Source organism: Spongiactinospora gelatinilytica (assembly GCF_003236385.1).
Taxonomy (GTDB): domain Bacteria; phylum Actinomycetota; class Actinomycetes; order Streptosporangiales; family Streptosporangiaceae; genus Spongiactinospora; species Spongiactinospora gelatinilytica.
The window spans coordinates 1-19,875 of the sequence record NZ_POUA01000033.1 but is presented as its reverse complement, the minus strand read 5'-3'; the positions used below and the strand labels follow the sequence as shown (position 1 = coordinate 19,875).

Here is a 19,875-nt window from a genome sequence, read left to right as displayed (position 1 = left end):
TCACCTTAGCGGATTTGACATGTTGATTCGCGGCCCTGGCTTTTGTTGTCGATCCGGCGTTTATTCGTGTCATGGAACCAAGTCATCAGCATTCGGGCAGGCGTACGTTCCTCACCGCGTCCGCCGCCGCCGCGTTGTCCACGCCCTTACTGGCCGGCCCCGTCCTCGCGTCGGACAGTGCGGACAGTGCGGGCGGCGTGGACGGGCCGGGGCGTCCGGTACGGCCGCAGCGGCCCGAGCGGGAACTGCGCGCGCTGTTGCGCGAGATCGACTCCCGCCGGATCGAAGCCGACATACTCCGGATGGTCGCGTTCGGCACCCGGCACACGCTGTCCACCCAGACCGACCCGCTGCGCGGCATCGGCGCGGCCGTCGAATGGGTCCACGCCAGGTTGCAGGCGGTCGCGGCGACCTCCGGCGGCCGGATGACCGTCGAGAAGCAGTCGTTCGTGCAGCCGGTCTCCCCCCGGATACCCGCGCCGACGACCATCACCAACGTCATCGCCACCCTGCGCGGCGACGCCTCGCCCGCCCGCCTGTACGTGGTCACTGGCCACCTCGACTCCCGGGTCACCGACGTCATGAACGCCACCGGCGACGCCCCCGGCGCGGACGACGACGCCTCCGGCGTGGCCGTGGTACTGGAACTCGCCCGTGTCTTCGCGGCCCGGCGTACCCGGGGGACGCTGGTGTTCGCCGTGGTCAGCGGCGAGGAGCAGGGCCTTTACGGGTCGGCGCACATGGCGGCGGAGCTGAAGGAGGCGGGCGCGGACGTACAGGCGATGTTCAGCAACGACATCGTGGGGGCCAGCTCGGGGTGGGACGGCACCCGGCCGGAACCGCACACGGTCCGCCTGTTCGTGGAGGGCGTGCCGACCACCGAGACCCCGCAGGAGGCGGCCCTCCGGCAGTCGGTCGGCGGCGAGAACGACGGCCATTCGCGGCAACTCGGCCGTTTCGTGAAGGACGTGGCGGAGAACGACGCGACCGGCATGAAGGTCCGGGTCATCTGGCGACGGGACCGGTACCTGCGCGGCAGCGACCACATCTCCTTCATCCGGCAGGGCTATCCGGCGGCGCGATTCACCGAGCCACGGGAGAACTACGCCCACGAACACCAGGACGTACGCGTGGAGAACGGCGTACGGTACGGCGACCTGCCGGAGTTCGTGGATTTCGACTACACGGCCCGGGTGGCCAAGGTGAACGCCGCCACGCTCTGGTCCCTGTCCCAGGGGCCCGGCACCCCGAAGAACGTCATCATCGACGCGGCCACCCTGACCAACGACACCACCCTCCACTGGGACCGCGGCACCGACCCGGGCCTCGCGGGGTACGAGGTCGTCTGGCGAGAGACCACCGCCCCGGAATGGACCCACGCCATCGACGTCGGCGAGACCACCACCGCCACCATCCCCCTGGCCAAGGACAACGTCCAATTCGGCCTCCGCGCGGTGGACCGCGACGGACGGCGCAGCCCGGTGGCCTTCCCCCGCGCGGCTACGACATAGCCGACCCCAGCACCTGGCCGGCGCTCTGCGCCACACCGTTCCGCAAGGTCCACCATTGCCCGGACACCACCGCCTCCTGCCATCGCTTCCTTAGGGAAGCCGGACACGCCCTCCTGCTCAGTTGTACGGGGCGGTGGTGGATCTTGCGGGACAAGGTCTGGGGTGGGTGCTGGGACCTGTGTGAACGCCTACACCTACCGCCGTCCACACGGCCTTGGGAGGTCGCGTGGGTCGGTGGTGGTTGTGGGGCGAGCCATGACGCCATGCGACGCCCTTCGGCGGCCGGGCGGGAACGTAGGACGGTGGTATCCCCCCTTAGGGGCGAGGTGTCGTAGGTGACGTCAGAGTGACGTCGTGGCTGGCGGCGGGCTGGCTTCCTGACGTTGTTCGAGGTGGTCTGGGCAGGTGGTGTCGTGCCGATTCGAGTGATGTCTTGCGGTGACGTCAAAAATGCGTCATAGTGACGTCATGGACCTCACGCCCTATGTTGAGAACCTTCGCCGCGAGCTGGCTACCGCCGCCGAGGCCAGTGGCCCCGATGCTCGTGAGCTCGCCGAACGGCTCACCGCTCCGCTTGAGTCGGCCGTCCGGCTCACCCTGCTCGAAGCGCTGTCCGCCGCCGCGGGCGAGATCACCCGGGATCTCGCGCCGGGGTCGGTCGATCTGCGGCTGCGCGGGCGCGACCCCGACTTTCTGGTCACGCCACCGCGCGCCGAGCGGCCGGCCAGGGAGACGCCCGGGAGCAGCCTGCGCAGTGCGCTGGCCGGGGCGGTGGAGGTCGCGATGGGCGTCCGCGCGCCCGTCACCGACCCGGCGGACAACGACGAGGGCGGCACCTCGCGGATCACCCTGCGCGTCCCCGATCACCTCAAGGCGCGCGTCGAGGAGGCGGCCGGCCGGGAGGGGCTGTCGGTCAACGCCTGGCTCGTCCGCGCCGTGTCCGCCGCACTCCAGCCCACCGGCGGCACCCGCCCCACCGGCCCGGCCGACAAGCCATCCGGCGGCCACTACACGGGCTGGGTGCGCTAGCCCTACCGGCCATCGCAGCCCCCGTCGGCGGTACCAGCCGTATGCGGCGGTGTTGGCTGTGCCGGGAGTGTCAGTCGCGCTGGTGAACCAGCCATAACGACGGCGTCGGCCATACCGGCTATACAGCCGCGTCGGCGGTACCGCTCGCGCCGACCGCGTTGGCCGTCTATCCATAACAGCGGCGTGTGGCATAAGCCGCGCTGGCCGTTCCGCCTAGATGAACTGCGCCGGTCGTACCGGTCGCGTCAACGGCCCTGGCTGTAGCCCATAGGTGCCGCGCTGACCGTACTCGTGGCGTCCGCCTGCTGTAACGACCACGCCAACCGCGTGGGCCGGGTCCGTCCATAACAGTCGGCGTAGGCCGTACCCGTGGCGCAAGCCGCGCCGGCCGTACCGGCCATGAGAACCGCATGGGCCGTACCGGCGAAGTCCGCGCCATGCTGCTGTACCTGCCATAACGACCGCGCCGGCCATGACAGTGGCGTTGGCCGTATCGGCCGTGCCTCCATTCATGTCGAATGCGACGCCGGTGACTTTTCCACCCCCGAAAAAAGGAGAATCCTATGCCCCCCGCGATCGTGGCCGAAGGGCTGATGAAGAAGTTCGGCGACGTCAAGGCCCTGGACGGGATGGAGTTGTCCGTCCCCGAGGGCACGGTGTTCGGCCTGCTCGGGCCGAACGGTGCAGGTAAGACCACCACCGTACGCATTCTCACCACACTGCTCACGCCCGACGCCGGATACGCCACCGTGGCCGGTTTCGATGTCGTTCGGGATGCGCGTGAGTTGCGCGGGCGCATCGGGGCGTCCGGTCAGTACGCCGCCGTCGATGACCATCTCACCGCCGCCGAGAACCTGGAAATGGTCGGCCGCCTCTACCACCTGGGTATCAAGCGCAGCCGCCGGCGGGCACGGGAGTTGCTGGAGCGCTTCGACCTGGTGGAGGCGGGGGACCGCCCGGTACAGGGCTTCTCCGGTGGTATGCGACGGCGGCTCGACCTGGCCGGGGCGCTGGTCGCCGACCCGCCCGTGCTGTTCCTGGACGAGCCCACCACCGGCCTGGACCCCCGGGCTCGGGTGAGCCTGTGGGAGGTCGTGGCCGAGCTGGTCGCGTCCGGTACGACGGTCCTGCTCACCACCCAGTACATGGAGGAGGCCGACCGGCTGGCCGACCGCATCGCGGTGGTCGATCACGGCCGGGTGATCGCGCTCGGCACCGCCGACCAGCTCAAGGAGCAGGTCGGCGGCGACCGGATCGAGCTGTCGCTGACCAGCGCGGCCGACCTGGAGATCACCAGGCGGATCCTCGCGCCGCTGGCCGTCGGCGAGCCGCAGGTCGATCCGGCCGCCTTCCGGGTGACCGTCCCGGTCACCGGCGGCGCCGCCGCACTGACCACGGCGCTCGGCCACCTGGCCGCCGAGCGCGTCACCGTACGCGACGCCGGCCTGCGCCGCCCGACCCTCGACGACGTGTTCCTGACCCTGACCGGTCACGAGGCCGCCACCCTCGCGGGCACCACCAAGAAGATCAAGGAGAACGCGCGATGAGCACCCTTCAGATGGTGATCGCCGACAGTGTGACGATCACCAAGCGGAACGCGTTGAAGATCAGGCGGGCGCCCGACCTGCTGGGTGGCGTCGTGATGCTGCCGATCGTGTTCGTGCTGCTGTTCACCTACGTCTTCGGCAGCATGATCAGCCTGCCCGGCATGTCGTACGGCGAGTACCTGCTCCCCGGGATCTTCGTCCTCACCATCGTGACGAGCGCGCAGATCACCGGCTACACGCTCACCCAGGACCTCCAGAAGGGCATCTTCGACCGCTTCCGCACCCTGCCGATGTCACCTTCCGCGGTGCTGACCGGCCAGACCCTCAGTGACCTGATCACCAATCTGACCAGCATCGTCACCATGGCCGTGGTCGGCCTGCTAGTCGGTTGGCGGATCAACGGCTCGCTCTGGGAGGCGATCGGCGGGTTCCTGCTGCTCCTGCTGTTCGCCTATGCCTTCTCGTGGGTGACCGCGACGGTCGCGCTCGCCCTGCGTACCCCCGAGGTCTTCAACAACGTCGCCACCCTCGTGTCGTTCCCGCTGGTCTTCCTGTCCAACGCGTTCGTGGACAGCGCCCGGCTGCCCGGCCCGCTGCGGCCGATCGCCGACTGGAACCCGGTTTCCACGATGGTCCAGGCCGCCCGTGAGCTGTTCGGCAACACCAGCGCCGCGCTGCCGGTGCCGGACGCCTGGCCGCTCCAGCACGCGGTGCCGGTGTCGGTGCTGTGGTCGGTACTGCTCCTGGTGGTGTTCGTGCCGCTGGCCACCCGGTTGTACAAGAAGTCCGTCAGCCGCTGAGTCAGTGGTCGGCGGCGTAGTGGCGGGCGAGCAGGTCGCCGCCCCAGTCGTAGCGTGGGTCGCGCCAGACGGAGTGGACATGGTTGGCGTCGTCCTGGGTGTTGTCGTACTCCAGCAGGAACGTCGGACCGGCCACGCGGTAGTAGTGCCCCTCGCCGCGCCGGTCCGACCCCGCCCAGGCGAACGTCACCTTGTCCAGGCCGGCGTCGAGGACGCGCCGCCAGCTCGCCTCGGCGTACCCGGCGGGGGAGCGCTGGAAGTAGCGGCGGACCAGCCGTTCCAGCAGGTCCTTCGACGACGCGGACAGGCCCCCGTACGCCACCCCCGGAGGGAGGCCCGAAAGGTCCACCACCGGATCGACGCGGGTGAGGATGTCGTCGGGTGCGGTCTCATCGACGATCGCCGCGCGCCGCTGGTCCGGCGCGAGGTCGGCGAGCAGCGCCCGGCCCAGTTCCTCCTCCTCGGCGAGCACCCGCAGCCCGCGCTGCGGCCCGGAGAGCACCATGGCCGGTTCGGAGCCGAGAAAGCTCGGGGTGACCGTACACTCGCCGCCCGCGACCGTGACGTGGATCGCCAGGTGATGCCCGTTGACCCGCCACATCCACGGGCCGTCGCCCGCAGGGTCGCCGAAGATCCGGAACCAGTAGCGGTCGCCGTCGATCTCCTCCACGCCGGTCACCAGCCTGCGCCTGATCCGCTCCAGCGCGATGATCGCGTGGGCGACCTCCGCCCCGGCCGCGCTGCACCCGGTCTCCAGCAGGGTGAGGGCCAGTTCCTCCTGCTCGGCGGTCATCTCGACCAGCGGCAGCCCGGGGCGCGGGCCCGGCAGGTAGCTCCACTCGGTACGCTCCCCTGAACCGAACCCCGCCCGCGCGGCCTCGGCGCGCTCGCCGTCGAGCGCGCCGAGAAACCGCAGCGCCGCTTCCCGCATGGCCGGTACGTCATCACCGCTCATATGGATCCCCCCATGAAAGGCTGAACGCACCCTAATGCCTCACGAGGTGGTCGCGGCCCGCCTGCGGCGTTCGGTGCGGCCGAAGCGTACGACGATGAAGCCGATGGCCAGGGCGGCGAGCGTCCACACGACCGCCTGCCCGATGCCCCGGACCACGTCGTTCCTGCCGGGCGGGAGCACGGCCATCTGCACGGCCGCGCCGACCGGCACGATCAGCCGCGCGAGCAGCCCGGCCACTCCGGGCCGCCTGATGAACGTCCCGGCGAGGCCGAGCACCGGCCCCAAGAGGACACCGAGCACGAACCAGTACGACCCGCCGAACTCGTACCAGCGGTGGAAGTCCCCGTTGCGGACGGCGTCCGCGAGGCCGTAGGCGGCCGTGGCCGCGACCAGGGTCAGCACGCCGGCGATGGCGGCGTGGACCGCCTCCGCCGTACGGCCGAGCCCGCTCCGGCGGGTGAGCAGCCAGCCCGCCGCGACCGCCACCCCCGCCCAGGCCCAGCCGGAGTCGAACATCAGGCTGACGATCTCCGGGCCGGACCAGCCGGTCATGGAGTAGTCCCGGCTCTCGAAGTCGTGCAGGCTGTATGAGATGCCGTTCGCGATCGACGTCGCCGCCCCGAACGCCGCCCCCAGCGCCAGCGCGCCCAGCAGAATCCACACGCTCTGTAACGGGCCCGGACGGCCGTACTCCTGACTGTTTGTCATGGTTTCTTCCTACCGCAAAACCGATCGGTGCAAAGTGGCCAGTGCCGCGGGAAGCAGCGGGTTGGTGTTGGCCGCGCGGTGCAGGGCCAGGACGTCGCGGTGGGCGGCCGGGGAGTCCAGCCGGGTGGCCTGGACGCGCTCATCGGCGACGTGGCCGAGGGCCGGGACGATCGCCACGCCCAGCGTCGCCGCGACCAGTTGCCGCACCACGTCGTAGTTGTCGCTGCGGAAGGCCACCGCGGGCGCGAATCCGGCCGCCGCGCAGAGCCGGGTCAGCGACAGCGCGCCGCCGGTGCCCTCGCGGCTGGCGATCCAGCGTTCCCCGGCGAGCGCGGACAGCTCCGGCGGTTCCGGGTGCGCGTGGCCGGGGCGCAGCAGCAGCAGGTCCTCGCGGAGCAGGTGGTGCGCGGTGAGCCCGTCCGGCCACTGCCGGGGAGTGAGCCCGTACTCGTAGACGAGGGCCAGGTCCAGCGTGCCGTCCTGTACCAAAGGGAGGAGTTCGTCCGGCTCGCCCTCCTCCAGCAGGATCTCCACCCGGGGGTAGCGTCCGGCGAACGCCGACAGCGTGGCCGGGATCAGCCGTACGCTCGCCGTCGCGAAGCTGCCCAGCCGCAGCCGCCCGGTCGCGCCGCCGGCCAGTTCGCGGGTCTGGCGGCCGAGGTCGGCGAGGTCGGCGAGCACGCGTTCGCTCAGTTCGGCCAGCCGGTACGCGGCGGCGGTGGCCCGCACGCCCCGGGCCTCGCGCTCGAACAGCGCCAGCCCGGAGTCCTTCTCCAGGGCGGCCATCTGCTGGGACACCGCCGAGGCCGTGTAGCCCAGCTCGCGTCCGGCCGTCGCGAACGAACCGGTCCGGCACACCGCCCGCAAGGTGAGCAGGTGCAGGGGTTTGAGCATGCGGCCACCTCCAGACCAAGCCCTCCTTGGCCTCAGCCCGGAAATCTATCGTTCTGCTGGGGCTTGGCTTCGCGGTAGGGCTCCCCCCAAGGTGGGACGCATGACAGTGATACCGCAGCGGCGGCTGCGCGCGGCCTTCGCGCGGCGGCTGTCGGAGATGTACGGGCGGGAAGTGCCCGCCTACCGGACCCTCGTCGAGGTGTCGCGCGAGGTCAACGACGCGGTCCTCGGCCGGCTCGGCGGTGACGCCGAGCGGCTGGGGTCCATCGACCGGGTCTCCGCCGAACGGCACGGCGCGATCCGCGTCGGCACGCCCGCCGAACTCCAGCAGGTCGCCCGGATCTTCGGGGCGCTCGGCATGCGCCCGGTGGGCTTCTACGACCTGCGCGACGCCGCCACCAGCGCGGTGCCGGTGGTCTCCACCGCGTTCCGCCCGGTCGAGGCCGACCAACTCGCCTTCAACCCGTTCCGGGTGTTCACCTCGATGCTCACCCCGGCCGACCGGCGGTTCTTCGACCCGGACCTCGGCACGCGGCTGGAGGACTTCCTGGCCGCCCGCGAACTCTTCCCACCGGAACTGCTGGACCTCGCCGACCGGGCCGAACTCGACGGAGGGCTTCCGGAGCAGGCGGCCGAGCGCTTCCTGGACCTGGCCGCCCGGTCCTTCGCGCTGTCCACCGAGCCGATCGACAAGTCGTGGTACGAGACGCTGGAGCAGGTCTCGGCGGTCGCGGCCGACATCGGCGGCGTGACGAGCACGCACATCAACCACCTGACCCCGCGCGTGCTCGACATCGACGACCTCTACCGGCGGATGACCGAGCGCGGCATCACCATGATCGACGAGATCCAGGGTCCGCCCCGCTGGTCCGGCCCTGACGTACTGCTCCGCCAGACGTCGTTCCGCGCCCTGGCCGAGCCGCGCCGCCTGCGGCTGCCGGACGGGCGGGTCGAGACTGGGGCGCTGCGGGTCCGGTTCGGGGAGGTCGAGGCGCGCGGCATCGCGCTCACCCGCGCGGGCCGGGAGCGCTACGACGCGCTGATGGCCAGGACCGACACCGGTCCCCCGGCCACCGCCAGGAAGATATGGGAAGGCGACCCGGAGGGCTTCCCCGCCACCGAACGCGGCCTCGCGGTCGATGGCCTGGGGTACTTCACCTACCGGCCGGTCACCGACCGCGCCCCGGACGGGCGGCGGCCCGGTACCGACCTCGCCGACCTCATCGACCAGGGCTGGGTGCGCCCCGAGCCGATCGTCTACGAGGACTTCCTGCCCCGCTCGGCGGCCGGGATCTTCCAGTCCAACCTCACCGGCGAGGGCCGCAAGGACGACAGCAGGGACGCCGCAGGCTACGACGCCGGCCGGCTCGCCGAGGCGATGGGCCGCCCGGTGCTCGATCCGTACGCCCTCTACCAGGAGATGCAGGACCGCTCCCTGGAAGAGGTGGCCCGCGTCTTCGACCTCCCCGCGATCAAGTAGCACGGGCCATGGAAGCAAGGAGAGGCGGCTACTTATTTGTCCAAACGATCGATAGACTAACTGCATGACAGAACTTCCCGGACGCCGCGTGCGTACCGTCCTCGGAGACGTCGAACCCGCCGCGCTCGGGCACACACAACCGCACGAGCACGTACTGAGCGACATGTCGGCCATCGTCCGTTCCTGGGGGACGGCCCCGGTCGCCTCGCAGGCCGGTGCGCAGGCGGGGGTCCGGCAGGAGTTCCCCGCCTCGGCACGCGCGCGGGTCGCCGAGCCGGTACGCCTGGACAACTACGACTATATCCGGCGTACCGTCCTGAACCTCGACAACCTGCAACTGCTGTCCGAGCAGGACGCCACCGAGGAACTGACCCACTACCGCCTGGCCGGAGGCGGGGCGGTGGTGGACTCCTCCCCGGTGGGGCTGGGCCGCGACCCCCTCGGGCTGGCCAGGGTCGCGCGCGGCAGCGGGGTCCACATCGTGATGGGCAGCGGCTACTACAGCCGCGACTACCACCCGGCGGGCGTGGCGGACGCGTCGATCGACGCCATCTGCGCGGAGATCGTCGCGGACGTCCAGGAAGGCGTCGGCGACACCGGGGTCCGCGCGGGCCTGATCGGCGAGATCGGCCTGAGCCACCCCGTCCGCCCGGACGAGGAGAAGGTGCTGCGCGCCGCGTGCCGCGCGCAGGTGACCACCGGCGCGGTGTTGCAGATCCATCCGGGCCGCCACCCCGGAGCGCCGCTCGCGGCGATGCGGACGGTCGCGGACGCGGGCGGCGACCCCGACCGCGTGATCATGTCGCACATCGACCGCACCCTGTGGCGTGCCGAGGACCTGCTGGAACTGGCCCGCACCGGCTGCTACCTGGAGCTGGACCTGTTCGGGCAGGAATCCACCTACTACGCGTTCAACCCCGACGCGCGCCGCCCCAACGACCGCACCCGGGTGGAGTGGGTCCAGTCGCTGATGGAGGCGGGGTTCGCCGACAGCGTGCTCATCGCGCAGGACATCTGCCAGAAGGTCTACCTGCGCCGGTACGGCGGGCCCGGGTACACCCACATCCTGGAGAACGTGATCCCGCTGATGCGCCGGATGGGCCTGTCCGAGGCCGAGATCACCGGGCTTACCGTGACCAATCCCGCGACCGCGCTGGCTATGGGATAGTCCTGAATCATGGCCACGACCAACCAGACGGGCGGGAGTCCGCGGGGCAGGGGCGGCCGGATGAAGCCCACCGCTCCCCGCCGCGCGCAGTCGGCGCGCACGCAGTTCCAGTTGCTCCGCACGGCCTGCCGGCTCTTTTCCGAGCGCGGCTTCCACGGCACGGGCATCCGCGACATCGCCGAGGCCGCGGGGGTCGCCGTCTCCGGCATGTACTACTACGCCTCCTCCAAGGACGAGCTGCTGGAGGCCGTCACCCGCCGGGTCATGGACGTGCTGGCCACCAGCAGTGCCGAGACCCTGCGCGACATCGACGACCCGGCCGGGCGGCTGGCCGCGCTGATCGCCGTCCACGTCGCCTTCCACGCCCGCAATCCGCGTGCCGCGCAGGTCGCCGACCATGAGTTCCAGGCGCTGACCGGGCAGGCCCGCGAGGAGGTCCAGCGGATGCGGGACGCCTACGAGCAGGTGTGGGCCGAGACGTTGCGCGCGGGGGTCCGCGCGGGCGTGTTCGAGGATCGCGGCAGCGTCGCGCGGCTGGCCCTGATCCAGATGGCCACGGGGGTGGCGCACTGGTACCGGCCGAACGGCGAGCTGGACATCCCGCAGTTGTGCGAGCGTTTCGCCGACATGGGCCTGGCCCTGATGGGCGCGAACCACGACGGCCACCTGCTCCGCGTCCGCGACCTGGCCCTGCCCGCCGCTGAGCTGTTGCTGGAGCGCGTCGAGCTGTCCATCGAGCCGCGCGACGAGGAGCCCGCCTCCTGAGAGGCGCATCACATCAGGGTCTTGACATGTCCGGCTATTTGAGCGATCGTTCGATCACACACAACGTCGGAAGGAGAGACGGCGTGACCCCCACGGCCAACGACCACGGCGCCGCCCCCACCCTCGCGGAGGACTCGGCGCGGGTGGCGGAGATCGTCCGGCGGCAGTACGGGCTGGACGGCCGGGTGCGGGCACTGCCCGGGGAGCGGGATCGCAACTTCCGGCTGGTCACCGAGCACGGCGACGGCTACGTGATCAAGGTCCACGCCCCCGGCGCGGACCCCGCCGAACTCGACCTCCAGGACGCCGCCCTGCTCCACCTGGCGGGACACCCGGTCCCGCGGCTGGTCGCCTCCCTCGACGGCCGCCGTTCGGTGACCGTCACCTGGGACGACGGGCCGCGGATCGTGCGGGTCCTCACCTGGCTGGCGGGCCGCCCGTGGGCCGACGTCGAGCCCACCGAAGCGCTCCTGCACGACCTCGGCCGGCAGGTCGCGGGCATCGACCGGGCGCTGCGCGACTTCACCCACCCGGCGATGGGCCGCGACCTGGTATGGAACCTGACCAGCGCGCCACGGGTCGCCAAACTGGCCGCCCTGCTCGATGACGAGCTCCTGCCGCTGGTCACCGAGGTCTTCGACCGGTACGCCGAGCACGTCGCCCCCCGCCTCGCCGCCCTGCCGCACCAGGTCGTCCACAACGACGCCAACGAGCTGAACATCCTGGTGGACGACGACGGCGGGATCGCCGGGCTGATCGACTTCGGCGACCTGGTGTGGACCCCGCGCGTCTGCGGCCTGGCGGTGGCGCTCGCGTACGCGATGCAGGGCCACGCCGACCCGCTGCGCGCGGTGCTGCCGCTGGTGCGCGGCTACGACGAGGTGGCCCCGCTGCGAACCGACGAGCTCGCGGTGCTGTTCGACCTCGCGCGGACCCGCCTGGCGATGAGCCTGTGCATGTCCGCCCACCAGCACGCCAACGACCCCGGCAACGACTACCTGCTGGTCAGCCGGCAGGGCGTGGCCGAAGTAGTGCGGAAGCTGACCGGGACGAGCCCGGACCTGGCGCACTTCGCGCTGCGCGACGCGGTCGGCTTCCCGGCGAACCCGGCGGCCCGCGCGGTGCGGCGGCACTTCACGTCGGGGGCCGCCCGCCCCTTCCCCATGCTGGACGAGGTCCACCTGGCCGGACGCCACGGCGAGCGGACGCCCGAAGGCGTACGCCTGGGCCGTGACCTGCGCACGGACGGGCCGGCCACGGTCCGCTGCCCGCTCCCCGCCGTGGTCCACGCCGTGCGGGGCGACGCCGTGACGCTCGCGCACCGCACCGAGGACGGCGTGCCGTTCTGGACCCTCTACCGCGGTCTCGCCCCGGCCGGCCCGCCGCGCCCCGGCGGCGAACTCGCCCCCGGCGCACCGCTCGGCACCACGAGCGGCACGGACCTGCGCCTGCACCTGCTGACCCACCTCCCCGACCGGGTGCCCGACACCGCGCCCGCCGCCGAGGCGGACCTGTGGAAGAGCGTCAGCATCGACCCCAACCTGCTGCTCGGCCACCGGGGCGGCAGCGCGGCCCGCACCGGCAGGGACGCCGCCGCGCTGGCCGCGCGCCGCCGTACCAACTTCAGCCGGGCGCTGGGCCTCTCCTACGGCGAGCCGCTGCACATCGTCCGCGGCGAGGGCGCCTACCTCTACGACGAGGCCGACCGGCCGTGGCTGGACCTGGTGAACAACGTCTGCCACGTCGGCCACTGCCACCCCCGGGTGGTCGAGGCCGTCTCCCGGCAGGTCGCCCTGCTCAACACCAACACGCGCTACCTGCACGAGTCGGTCGTGGAGTACGCCCACCGGCTGGTCGAGCTGCTGCCGGACCCGCTGCGGGTCTGCTTCTTCGTCAACTCCGGCTCCGAGGCCAACGACTTGGCGCTCCGGCTGGCCACCGCGCACACCGGCGCGCGGGACGTGCTGGTCCTGGACCACGCCTACCACGGCCACCTCAGCTCACAGGTCGCGCTGAGCCCGTACAAGTTCGACGGCCCCGGCGGGCAGGGCGGCCCCACCACCACACACGTCTGCGAGCTGCCCGACCCCTACCGGGGACGGCTGCGCGCGGGCCGCGACGACGATCTCGGCCCCCGGTACGCCGCCTCGGTCGCCGCCCACCTGACCACCCTGGCCTCCCGGGGCCTGCGACCGGCGGCGTTCTTCGCCGAGTCGTTGCAGAGCTGCGGCGGCCAGATCGTCTACCCGGACGGATACCTGCGTACGGCCTTCGAGCACGTACGTCAGGCCGGCGGGGTCTGCGTCGCCGACGAGATCCAGGTGGGCCTGGGCCGGGTGGGCCGGCACTTCTGGGGTTTCGAGACCCAGGACGCCGTGCCCGACATCGTCACCCTCGGCAAGCCGCTCGGCAACGGGCACCCGCTGGCCGCCGTGGTGACCACTCCGGAGATCGCCCGGTCCTTCGAGACCGGGATGGAGTACTTCAACACCTTCGGCGGCAACCCCGTCTCCGCCGAAGCCGGCCTCGCGGTGCTCGACGTCATCCAGGACGAGCACCTCCAGGCCAACGCCCGCGCCCGCGGGGATCAGCTCCTGGCCGGGCTGCGCGGGTTGCGGGAGCGCCAACCCCTGATCGGGGACGTGCGCGGGGAGGGTTTGTTCATCGGCATCGAGCTGAGCCTCCCCGGCCGCGCGCCCGCCACCGGGCACGCGGCGGCGGTCAAGGAGGCGGTGAAGGCCCGCGGCGTGCTGATCTCCACGGACGGGCCGGACGGCAACGTCCTGAAGATCAAACCTCCGCTCGTGCTGACCGAGGCGGACTGCGATCTGTTCCTGGACGTCCTCGCGGACGCAATGATCCAGGTAGAAGCACATATGCAGTAAGAAACGCCCCTTGACGCGGGCACCTAATTGAGCGATCGTTCGACTACTTATCCCCCCCAGGAGGGGCGTAAGCAGCCCCTGGCGAACTTGGCGGTACAGATGCAAGGCGTGCGTAGAAAGACCATCGCGGCCACAGCGGCCGGGCTGATGCTGACAACGGCCGGATGTTACCGGGACACCGGCGGCACGACCGGGACGGCGACCCCGGACGCCGCGCAGCAACAGCAGGAACTCGTCATCACCACCCCGCCCGGCAAGGGCCAGGTGGACCGGATCACCTGGGCGCTCTACCGGGGCACCACCTCCATCGACCCGATCACGGCGGGCGACTATCCCGAGATCACCGTGACCAGCCTGATGTGCGAGGCGCTGTTCCGGCAGTCGCCGGACGGGACGGTGGAACCCGGCCTCGCCACGAAACTCGACTACCCCGACCCGAAGACCGCCGTGCTGACCCTCCGCGAAGGCGTCACGTTCTGGGACGGCTCGCCGATGACCAGCGCCGACGTCGCCTTCAGCATCGAGCGCAACATCGATCCCAAGCAGGGCGGCTACTGGGGCCCCGTGGTGGACCGGATCGCCTCGGTCAAGGCCACCGGCCCGCTCGAGGTCACCCTGGAACTCAAGGAGCCGGACTACTGGCTCCGCAACGTCCTGTCCTACATGCCGGGCATCGTGGTCTCCAAGCGCTACGTCGAGGCAAAGGGCAAGGACTACGGCACCGTCAAGGGCGGCGCCATGTGCACCGGCTCCTACAAGTTCGGTCAGTGGCGCACCGGCGACGTGCTCTCCGTGGTGCGCAACGACGCCTACTGGAACAGCTCGGTCAAACCGCTGGTCCGCCAGATCGACTTCAAGGGCATCCCGGACGAGGCGACGCTCACCGCGGCCCTGGTCACCGGCGAGGTGGACGGGGGTTACATGGAACTCCCGCTGTCCACCCTGGACCAGGTCCGCGCCAGCGGCACGGTGAACATCCACCGCGGCCCGTCGTACCTGATCGACGCGATGATCATCGCCGACATGGGCCGGGGCGTGCTGTCCGACGCGCGCGTGCGCCGGGCGCTGTCGATGGCCATCGACCGCGAGGGGTACATCCGCACCCTCTACAAGGGCACCGCCCAGCCGGCCCGCGCCCTCGGCACCCCCGCCACCTGGGGATATGAGCGCGAGACCTTCCAGCGCGCCTGGGACGCGCTGCCCGAGACGAAGGTGGACCTCGAAGCCGCCCGCAAGCTCGTCCAGGAGGCCGGGGCGACCGGCAAGACCGTCAGGTTCGGCTTCAGCAACGAGCTGAACAAGCTGGTCACCGAGGCCAACCTGGTGCGGTCGGCGGCCGAGAAGATCGGGCTGAAGGCCGAGCTGAAGGCGGTCTCCGCCGACGCCTACAGCGGGTTCTTCCTGGACCCCAAGGCCCGCGCCGACGTGGACGCCTTCTTCACCACGAACTACCCCAACTGGGCCGACCCCGCCGCCCTCTACGCCTCGCTGTCCGTGCCCGGCGGTCCCCAGGACTACGGGAGCTACCGCAACAAGAAGACGGCCGACCTCCTCGAAAAGGTGCGCGGCACGGAGGACCCGGCCAAGCGCGCCGAGGCGACCGTCGAGGCACAGGCGCTGCTCGCCGAGGACCTGCCCTGGATCCCGGTCGTCGCGCCGGACACGGTCCTGGTGCTCAACAAGAAGCTCACCGGAGCGACCGTGTCCTCCCACCACCTGTTCGCGCCCTGGGCCGACCAGCTCGGAGCGGTGGGGTAGCCGGTGGTCGCCTATCTCATCCGCCGGGCCATCATGCTGGTGGCGACCCTGCTGGTGTCGAGCTTCGTGGTGTTCGCCGGCCTGTGGGCCGCGCCGGGCAACCCGCTCGCGACACTGTCGGGGGGCCGGTCGCTGCCGCCGGAGGCCGTGGCCGTCCTGGTCGAGCGCTACCGCCTGGACGACCCGTTCTTCGTGCAGTACGCGAACTGGGTGGCCAACGCGGTGCGGGGCGACCTCGGCATGTCGATCACGCTGCGCCAGGACGTATCGGATCTCATCGCCTCCCGCGCCGGGACGACCCTGTCGCTGATCGTCTACGCCGCGCTGATCGTGCTGGTCGTCGGTGTGGCCTTCGGGCTGCTGGCGGCGCTGCGGCCGGGGTTCTTCGACTCCATGGTGGTGGTCGGCACGGCGATGGTGGTGGCCGTCCCGCCGTTCGTCGCGGCGATCGTGCTGATCGGGGTCTTCGCGGTGACGCTGCGCTGGCTGCCCGCGCTGGGCAACGGCACCGGCTTCTGGGACGGCATCCGGCACCTCACGCTCCCGGCCTTCGCCCTGGCCGCGTCCGCCACGGCGGCCGTGGCCCGGGTGACCCGGACCTCGGTACGCGAGCAGATGGGCCGCGAACACGTGCAGACGGCGGTCAGCCGGGGCATCCCGTACGCGACCGTCGTACGCCGGCACGCCCTGCGCAACGCCGCCGTCCCGATCGCCACGCTGGCCGGGATGACGGTGGCCTCGATGATCGCGCTGTCGGCGGTCGTGGAGCGGGCCTTCGGCCTCAACGGGCTCGGCGCGTACCTGGTCACCTCCGCGCTGTCGAAGGACTTCAGCGTCGTGCAGGGCATCGCACTCGTGCTCGTCACCGCGTTCGTGCTGGTCAACACCCTGGTCGACGTCGGGGCGGCGATGCTCGACCCGCGCATCAAGCTAGGAGGGCGATCATGACCGTGGTATCGGCGACGCTACGGGCCGGCCGTGGCGGGCGCGGCGAGCGCGGGAGGCTGGGCGCGCTGGGCATGGCCGCGGCGGGCGTGATCGTCCTGGCGGTCGTGCTGGCCGCGGTCGGCCCCATCCTCACCACCGCCGATCCGAACGCCAGCGACATCACCCACGCCTACGGGGCTCCGGCGGCCGGACATCCGCTGGGCTTCGACGGACAGGGCCGTGACCTGCTCTCACGGCTGCTCACCGGGGCCCGGACCTCGCTGCTCGGCCCGCTGTGGATCGTCACGCTGAGCATGGCCGCCGGGATCGCCGTCGCGATCACGGCGGCGTGGGTCGGCGGATGGCTGGACTCGGTGGTCTCCGCGGTACTCGAAGTGATGTTCGCCTTCCCCGGCGTCCTACTGGCGATGCTGGTGGCCGCCGTCTTCGGCCCCGGCCTCAACGCGGCGGTGCTCGCCCTGGCCGTGGCCTACATCCCCTACATCGCCCGGCTGGTGCGCAGCGCCGCGCTGGCCGAGCGGCGCAAACCCTACATCCAGGCGCTGGAGGTCCAGGGCGCGAGCGCGCTGTCGATCTGCGTCCGCCACCTGGTGCCGAACCTGCTGCCGATCATCGCCGCCCAGGCGACCCTGTTCTTCAGCTACGCCATGGTCGATCTGGCCATCGTGTCGTTCTTCGGGCTCGGCGTGCAGCCGCCCGACGCCGACTGGGGCACCATGGTGGGCGGCGGGCAGTCCGGCGTGCTCCAGGGCTACCCGGCCGAATCACTGCTGGCCGGCGGCTGCATCGTCGTCCTGGTGGTGGCCTTCAACCTGCTCGGCGAGCGGCTGTCGGAGGGCCGCCCGACGAGCCGCCCATGGCCCTGGCGGCGCACTCGCGCGGTAGGCGCGGCATGAGCGGCATTCTCGAAATCAGCCGCCTGACCGTGACCCTGCCCACCCCGGACCGGCCCAAGCCGGTGCTCAGCGACGTCTCGCTGAGCATCGCCGAGGGCCAGGCGGTCGGCCTGGTGGGGGAGTCCGGGTCGGGCAAGTCGATGACGGCCCGCTCGATCGTGCGGCTGCTGCCGCCGGGCGCGCGCGTGGAGGGCGCGATCCGGTACCAGGGCACCGACGTGGGCGGGCTGCGCGGCGCTGCGCTGCGCGAACTGCGCGCCGGCGTCCCGATGATCTTCCAGGACCCCCGGGCGCACATCAACCCGGTGCGCACGATCGGCGACTTCCTGACCGAGGCGCTGCGCATCCGCGGCCGGGTGGGCCGCAGGCAGGCCGAGCAGCGCGCGGTGCGCGTCCTCGGCGAGGTGGGGATCGCCGACGGCGGGCGGCGGCTGCGGCAGTACCCGCACGAACTGTCCGGCGGGCTGCTGCAACGCGTCATGATCGCGGCCACCCTGCTCGCCGAGCCGAAGCTGCTGCTGGCCGACGAGCCCACCACCGCGCTGGACGTCACCACACAGGCCGAGGTGATGGCCGTGCTGGACGAGCTGCGCCGCGAGCGCGGGCTGGCCATGCTGTTCATCACCCATGACCTGGAACTGGCGGCGGCCGTCTGCGACCGCACCGCGGTGATGTACGCGGGCCGGGTGATGGAGGTACGCGCGTCGGCGGCGCTGCACGACGACCCGCTGCACCCGTACACGGCGGCGCTCACCGCCGCGCGGCCCTCCCTGGAGCGGCGGGCCGACCGGCTGGCGACCATCCCCGGCCGCCCGCTGTCGGCGTTCGAGGCCCCCGACGGCTGCGTCTTCTGCGAGCGCTGCCCGCACGTACGCGAAGGCTGCCGCACCCGGCGGCCCGAGCTGCGGCCCATGTCCGACGGCGAAGTGGCCTGCCTGCGCGCCGAGGAGTTGCAGGCGGCTTCCCATGGCTGAGCAGATCAAGGAGCCGATCCTGGAGCTGGCCGGGCTCCGCAAGACCTTCGGCGAGGCCGTCGCCGTGGACGACGTGAGCCTCACGCTGCCCCCGGCGGGCGCGGTCGCCATCGTGGGCGAGTCCGGCTCCGGCAAGACCACCGTGGCCCGCATGATCGTCGGCCTGGAACGGCCGACCGCGGGCCGGATCACCGCCTGCGGCCGGGACCGTTCCGCCCCGCCCCGCTCGGCGCGGGAACGGCGCAGGCGCGGCGGCGAGGTCCAGATCGTCTTCCAGGACCCGTACTCCAGCCTGGACCCCCGGCAGAGCCCGGGCGCGGCCGTGGAGGAGATCCTGCGGCTGCACACCTCGCTGTCCGCGCCCCGACGGCGCGAGCGGGTCGCCGAGCTCGCCGACCTGGTCGGCCTGTCCGACCGCCACATGGCCGCGCTGCCCTCCGCGCTGTCCGGCGGCCAGCGCCAGCGGGTGGCCATCGCCAGGGCCCTCGCCGCCGAGCCCCGCATCCTGATCCTGGACGAGTCCGTCGCCGCGCTCGACGTGTCCATCCAGGCGCAGGTGCTCAACGTGCTGGCCGACGTACGCGAGCGCACCGGCGTCGCGTACCTGTTCATCAGCCACGACCTGGCCGTGGTCCGCCAGATCGCCGACGACATCGTGGTCATGCGACACGGCTCGATCGTCGAACGCGGGCCCGCCGCCCGGGTGCTCGACGAACCCGGCCACCCCTACACCCGCCTGCTGCGCGCGAGCGTGCCCCGCCCCGGCTGGCGTCCCACCCGTAAGGAACAGGAGAAGGCATGACGGAGACCGTCCAGGCCGGGGATCTGCGCGATCCCGCAGGCACCGGACCCGAGGGCTGGCCGAGCGCGACCGAGCTGGCCGCGCGCGTCGCGGCCGGCGAGATCGGCTCCCGGGAGCTCGTGGAGGGCTACCTGGCGCGCATCGACCGGGTGAACCCGGCTCTGAACGCGTTCTGCCACGTCGCCCACGACGAGGCCCGCGCCGCCGCCGGCGCCGCCGACGCGAAGGTCGCCAAGGGCGAGCCGCTGCCGCCGTTCCACGGCGTGCCGATCGCGATCAAGGATCTGCACCCGGTGCTCGGCTGGCCGCTGTGCAGTGCCTCCAACGGCATCGAGCACACGGTCATGAAGTACGACGCCCCGGCGGTGCGCGCGCTGCGCGAGGCGGGCTTCGTCTTCGTGGGCGGCACGACCTCGCCGGAGTTCGGCACCGTGTCGGTCACCGAGTCGCTCCGGCACGGCGCGACCCGCAACCCGTGGGACCTGGAACTCAGCCCCGGCGGCTCCAGCGGCGGATCGGCCGCCGCTGTGGCGGCGGGCCTGCTGCCGATCGGGCACGCCTCCGACGGGGCCGGGTCCATCAGGGAGCCCGCCAGCTACTGCGGCTTGGTGGGGATGAAGCCCAGCCGCGGCCTGGTCCCCTCCGACGCGCACTACATGGAGGGCTTCGCCACCGAAGGCGTGCTCACCCGGACCGTCCTGGACACCGCCGCCGTACTGGACGTGTTCGCCACGGCCCCCCGCCCCACCTGGTAC

Annotated in this window: 17 protein-coding genes; 14 read left to right on the top strand and 3 right to left on the bottom strand. The window is 71.8% G+C overall.

Annotated elements, in window-relative coordinates; translation table 11 throughout:
• Positions 1-71 precede the first annotated feature (71 nt).
• The 4 genes from C1I98_RS06910 to C1I98_RS06895 all read left to right on the top strand — a co-directional run bounded on the left by C1I98_RS06910 (position 72) and on the right by C1I98_RS06895 (position 4,887).
• Positions 72-1,511, top strand: coding sequence for a M28 family metallopeptidase (locus tag C1I98_RS06910; RefSeq protein ID WP_111166238.1), 1,440 nt, complete (start codon positions 72-74; stop codon positions 1,509-1,511).
• A gap of 468 nt (positions 1,512-1,979) precedes the next feature.
• On the top strand, positions 1,980-2,540 hold the full coding sequence (locus C1I98_RS06905) for a toxin-antitoxin system HicB family antitoxin (RefSeq protein ID WP_111166237.1): 561 nt from the start codon (positions 1,980-1,982) through the stop codon (positions 2,538-2,540).
• A 563-nt stretch (positions 2,541-3,103) separates the two neighbouring features.
• Positions 3,104-4,087 (top strand): ATP-binding cassette domain-containing protein, encoded by a 984-nt coding sequence (locus tag C1I98_RS06900; protein ID WP_111166236.1) that lies wholly within the window; start codon positions 3,104-3,106, stop codon positions 4,085-4,087.
• Positions 4,084-4,887, top strand: a complete 804-nt coding sequence (locus C1I98_RS06895; protein WP_111166235.1) for an ABC transporter permease — start codon at positions 4,084-4,086, stop codon at positions 4,885-4,887. The genes C1I98_RS06900 and C1I98_RS06895 overlap by 4 nt, the downstream gene beginning before the upstream one ends.
• A gap of 1 nt (position 4,888) precedes the next feature.
• Here C1I98_RS06895 and C1I98_RS06890 read toward each other — a convergent pair whose 3' ends face one another.
• Genes C1I98_RS06890 through C1I98_RS06880 form a run of 3 tightly spaced genes read right to left on the bottom strand, consistent with a single transcriptional unit; the run spans position 4,889 to position 7,444 of the window.
• Entirely contained in the window at positions 4,889-5,842 is a 954-nt protein-coding gene (locus tag C1I98_RS06890) for a DUF3500 domain-containing protein (RefSeq protein WP_111166234.1), read from the bottom strand.
• Between the two features lie 39 nt (positions 5,843-5,881).
• On the bottom strand, positions 5,882-6,550 hold the full coding sequence (locus C1I98_RS06885; protein ID WP_111166233.1) for a DUF6518 family protein: 669 nt from the start codon (positions 6,548-6,550) through the stop codon (positions 5,882-5,884).
• A 9-nt stretch (positions 6,551-6,559) separates the two neighbouring features.
• Positions 6,560-7,444 (bottom strand): LysR family transcriptional regulator, encoded by an 885-nt coding sequence (locus C1I98_RS06880; RefSeq protein ID WP_111166232.1) that lies wholly within the window; start codon positions 7,442-7,444, stop codon positions 6,560-6,562.
• Positions 7,445-7,544: 100 nt separating this feature from the next.
• Between C1I98_RS06880 and hglS the strand changes: the two genes are divergently transcribed.
• The 10 genes from hglS to C1I98_RS06830 all read left to right on the top strand — a co-directional run.
• Positions 7,545-8,924, top strand: coding sequence for a 2-oxoadipate dioxygenase/decarboxylase (gene hglS / locus C1I98_RS06875; RefSeq protein WP_199536773.1), 1,380 nt, complete (start codon positions 7,545-7,547; stop codon positions 8,922-8,924).
• Between the two features lie 64 nt (positions 8,925-8,988).
• Complete coding sequence (locus C1I98_RS06870; RefSeq protein ID WP_111166230.1) at positions 8,989-10,092, top strand: phosphotriesterase family protein; 1,104 nt, start codon at positions 8,989-8,991, stop codon at positions 10,090-10,092.
• Between the two features lie 9 nt (positions 10,093-10,101).
• Complete coding sequence (locus tag C1I98_RS06865) at positions 10,102-10,857, top strand: TetR/AcrR family transcriptional regulator (RefSeq protein ID WP_199536772.1); 756 nt, start codon at positions 10,102-10,104, stop codon at positions 10,855-10,857.
• A gap of 83 nt (positions 10,858-10,940) precedes the next feature.
• A complete protein-coding gene (locus C1I98_RS06860) occupies positions 10,941-13,742 on the top strand; it encodes an aminotransferase class III-fold pyridoxal phosphate-dependent enzyme (protein WP_158557942.1) in 2,802 nt (933 codons plus the stop codon).
• 108 nt (positions 13,743-13,850) lie between these two features.
• Positions 13,851-15,500 carry an ABC transporter substrate-binding protein gene (locus C1I98_RS06855; protein WP_158557941.1) on the top strand — a complete coding sequence of 550 codons (1,650 nt, stop codon included), beginning with the start codon at positions 13,851-13,853 and terminating at the stop codon, positions 15,498-15,500.
• A 3-nt stretch (positions 15,501-15,503) separates the two neighbouring features.
• Positions 15,504-16,448 carry an ABC transporter permease gene (locus tag C1I98_RS06850; protein ID WP_111166227.1) on the top strand — a complete coding sequence of 315 codons (945 nt, stop codon included), beginning with the start codon at positions 15,504-15,506 and terminating at the stop codon, positions 16,446-16,448.
• Positions 16,445-17,344: an ABC transporter permease gene (locus C1I98_RS06845; protein ID WP_111166226.1), complete on the top strand. Its 900-nt coding sequence runs from the start codon at positions 16,445-16,447 to the stop codon at positions 17,342-17,344. Before C1I98_RS06850 ends, C1I98_RS06845 begins: the two co-directional genes overlap by 4 nt.
• Complete coding sequence (locus C1I98_RS06840) at positions 17,341-18,318, top strand: ABC transporter ATP-binding protein (RefSeq protein WP_111166253.1); 978 nt, start codon at positions 17,341-17,343, stop codon at positions 18,316-18,318. The genes C1I98_RS06845 and C1I98_RS06840 overlap by 4 nt, the downstream gene beginning before the upstream one ends.
• On the top strand, positions 18,311-19,120 hold the full coding sequence (locus tag C1I98_RS06835) for an ABC transporter ATP-binding protein (RefSeq protein ID WP_111166225.1): 810 nt from the start codon (positions 18,311-18,313) through the stop codon (positions 19,118-19,120). Before C1I98_RS06840 ends, C1I98_RS06835 begins: the two co-directional genes overlap by 8 nt.
• On the top strand, positions 19,117-19,875 hold a 759-nt coding region (locus C1I98_RS06830; RefSeq protein ID WP_146607316.1), incomplete at its 3' end, for an amidase. The genes C1I98_RS06835 and C1I98_RS06830, both read left to right, overlap by 4 nt.